This window comes from Streptomyces sp. NPDC054840, assembly GCF_053611065.1.
In genome coordinates this window covers 1-3,313 of the sequence record NZ_JBSGZP010000754.1, presented here as the reverse complement: position 1 = coordinate 3,313, position 3,313 = coordinate 1, and the positions used below count along the sequence as shown (strand labels likewise).

At 70.9% G+C, this 3,313-nt stretch carries 2 protein-coding genes; both read left to right on the top strand.

From position 1 onward, the window contains the following. The first annotated feature begins 387 nt into the window (after positions 1-387). Complete coding sequence (locus tag ACWGIU_RS33465) at positions 388-1,101, top strand: DsbA family protein (RefSeq protein WP_453711865.1); 714 nt, start codon at positions 388-390, stop codon at positions 1,099-1,101. 397 nt (positions 1,102-1,498) lie between these two features. Beyond that, positions 1,499-2,704 carry an NAD(P)/FAD-dependent oxidoreductase gene (locus tag ACWGIU_RS33460; protein ID WP_453711864.1) on the top strand — a complete coding sequence of 402 codons (1,206 nt, stop codon included), beginning with the start codon at positions 1,499-1,501 and terminating at the stop codon, positions 2,702-2,704. Positions 2,705-3,313: the final 609 nt, after the last annotated feature.

Genomic DNA, 3,313 nt, shown 5'->3' with positions numbered 1-3,313 from the left:
GCAGCCACGGCGCCGGCGTCGTCCTCGACGCCGAAGCCCTTCCCCTGATCGTCGGCGCCGCGCTGGCCGACGGCTATGAAGTCATCGACCTGCGCCAGTTCCTCGAAGCTCCGGCGGGGACCCGGTGACGGTCGCCCTCACGAGGCGGGCCGCAGCCTTCGTCAGCCGGTGGCCCGCGATCCGGCAGGCCGCCAGGGAGACGATGACCCGGACTACGGAGAACCGGTCGTTGGCGACTTCCGCCTGACGGGTGGCTGCGGCCGAACAGGAACCGCGGCCGTGTGCGGGGGCGCAGGTCCGCTCGGTTCGGCGGGCGGAAAATACCCACACGCGCCCGGCCCGACGACCACGTAATGTCACCCTGTCGATCACTGGGAGGGGACATTGATGCAGGTCGGGTCCAGACGCGGCTTCATGGTGGCGGCGGCCGCCATCACCACCGCGGCTTCCGTCGGCGCCTGCCGCAGCAGGAATGACGGGGGCGGCGACCCGCTCGACGTCTCGGCGAGCGCGAACCTCCCCGCCGCCCCGGAATCCCTGGACTCCGACGGCACCACCATCGTGCTCGGTGACCCCGGCGCTCCGCTCGCTGTCCGGTTGTACGAGGACATGAGCTGCCCGGCGTGCGCCGAGTTCGAGACGGAGGGCACCGCCCCGTACCTGAAGCGCGCGGCCCGCAACGGCGCGCTGCAGTTGCAGTTCACGATCGGGTCCTTCCTGGGACCGGGCTCGAAGTTCGCGGCAAACGCCCTGCGCGCCGCCCTGGACCAGCACAAGTTCGCCGACTACCACGACCTGCTGTACCGCGAACAGAGCCGGGTGCGGAAGTCAGGTGGCTTCACGCGGGACCGGCTGCTGGGACTGGCCATCATGATTCCGGGCCTGCGCGGCCCGGAGTTCGACGCGGCCGTGCTGGAGACGAAGCACCGGGACTTCGTCGAAGCCGCCGACGAGGTGCTCCGGAGGTCACCCGTACCGGGAACCCCCGCCATGGCGATCGACGGAGCCCTCGTCCCGTCGGACCGCCACGAGCTCTACACCGATCGCAGCCGCCTCCACCGGCACCTCAGGAAGTCGGCCCGGGCCGCGGAGCAGGCGTGAGGCGTCGGCGGAAGAAGTAGCTCCGGCTCGCCGACCCGTAAGCGACGGCGGATGTTGCCCGGCAGGACGGCGGGGTACGCGACCGCGGCGGCCGACGCGCCACCGCCGGTCATACGGCAGGGTCACCGCGCACGGCATCCGCACCGAGCCTGTGCGCCTGGCGCGGATCGGCCTGAGCGTCCTCGGCGGCTGAGCCGCCACCGGGGCACGCCGTACGGGGGCGGCGTGGGCGACCGGCCGAGCAGATCCTGCTGGTCGTCACCGACCCACGTCACATGGCCGTCCGGCGGGAGCGGTACCGCGGGCACGTCCAGGAGTGACCTGCCTCACACACTGTCACATCTCGCTGACGCGAGGTGTCTTGATGTCGAACCGGCCAGGACGAAGGAGAGACATCATGACTCAGCACACCGATGTGGTCGTGATCGGCGGAGGATACGCGGGTGTCATGGCGGCCAACCGCCTGACGCAGCGGGACGCCGTGACGGTGACCCTGATCAACCCCCGCGCGAACTTCGTCGAGCGGATCCGCTTGCACCAGCTGGCGGCCGGGACCGACGACGCGGTCGTCGAGTACCGGCAGGTCCTCGCCGAGGGCGTCCGGCTGGTCGTGGACACCGTGACGCGGATCAACGCCTCGGAGCGCAGTGTGACGCTGGGGACCGGCGCCCCGATCGGCTACGACTACCTGGTCTACGCGGTGGGCAGCGGCAGCGCCGACCTCCGCGTGCCCGGCGCCGCCGAGTTCGCCTACCCGATCACCACGCTGGAGGAGACTCAGCGGCTGCGGCCGGTCCTCGACGCCGCCGCCCCCACGGCGGCGGTGACGGTGGTCGGGGCGGGTCCGACGGGCATCGAGACCGCCGCCGAGCTCGCGGAACAGGGCCGCCGCGTGACCCTGGTCTGCGGTGGAGTGCTCGGCCCCTACCTGCACGCCCGGGGCCGCCGGTCGGTCGCGGCCCGGATGGCCAGGCTCGGGGTGACCGTGCTCGACGGCCCCGGGACGAAGGTGACGGCGGTGACCCGGGATGCGGTGGAGCTCGGTGACGGCCGCGAGGTGCGCAGCGAGGTCACCGTCTGGACCGCCGGATTCGGCGTGCCGGACCTGGCCGCGCGCAGCGGGCTGAGCACGGACGCGCTGGGCCGCCTGCTCACGGACGAGACGCTGACGAGCGTGGACGACGACCGCGTCGTCGCGGCGGGTGACTCGGCGGCGCCGTCGGACCTGCCGCTGCGGATGAGCTGCCAGGCCGCGATGCCCTTGGGCGCGCGGGCCGCCGACACGGTGCTCAGCCGGATCGACGGAGAGCGGCCCGCGCCCCTCAACCAGGTGTTCGCCGGACAGTGCATCAGCCTGGGCCGACGCGCCGGCATGTTCCAGTTCGCCCACAGGAACGACGTCGCGCTGTGGTTCCACATCGCCGGTCGCGCCGGGGCGAAGGTCAAGGAACTCGTGTGCAAGGGCACCGTCAAGCACCTGGCCGACGAGGCCGGCAAGCCCGGTTCGTACGGCCTGCACCGCGTCTCGGGAGGTGACCAGCGCGGCCAGCGGCTGCGCGCCGAGCGCGGTGGGAGGACGGCCACCGCCGATCGGCCGGCCTGATCGCTCCTCCCGCTCGTGAACTCACGTCGCATCGGAGACCTCACTGACCCTGCGGTGAGGCGGGGCCGACGGCCCGCGCGGCCGGGCCCGAGGGGCGCCCCCCGGTCGAACTCCCGGACCTCGAACGGCTTTCGGCGGCGCTCCGGCCGGTTCCGGCGAGCTCAGGCCGGTTCCGGCGAGCTCCGCGGACCACCGCACCTCACGGGTCGTGACCGAGGGAATTCAGCAGGTAGTAATTAGGTGAATTCCTGACTGAATTCCCGTCAATAAGCCTCCGGTTCATATCTCGATTTGATAACAACCCACCAAGGAAGGACTGGACCATTAGGGTGCGACGCGCGTAACTGCCTTGGATTTATTGCAAGTTGATTGTTCGTCAAATCCGGTCGACAGGTAACGGAATGATATCCCGGTGCACGCCCCCGTTTGTCCGAATTTTCCTCCGCATTCGTCTGGCAGGCTTCCGCGCACCTAGTCTTCCGACAATGATTTGAGGTGCCCATGACAGGACGTCGCAGACGGCCTGCCGCCGCCGACCACCGCCGCAAACCGCGGCGGTTGATACTCGTCACCGCCGCCACCGCAGCGGCGGGGCTGATAGCCGCAGGC

Bases quoted from the DNA above. Each gene is read 5' to 3' on its own strand.
- ACWGIU_RS33465 (WP_453711865.1), top strand. From the start codon at position 388: ATGCAGGTCGGGTCCAGACGCGGCTTCATGGTGGCGGCGGCCGCCATC.
- ACWGIU_RS33460 (WP_453711864.1), top strand. From the start codon at position 1,499: ATGACTCAGCACACCGATGTGGTCGTGATCGGCGGAGGATACGCGGGT.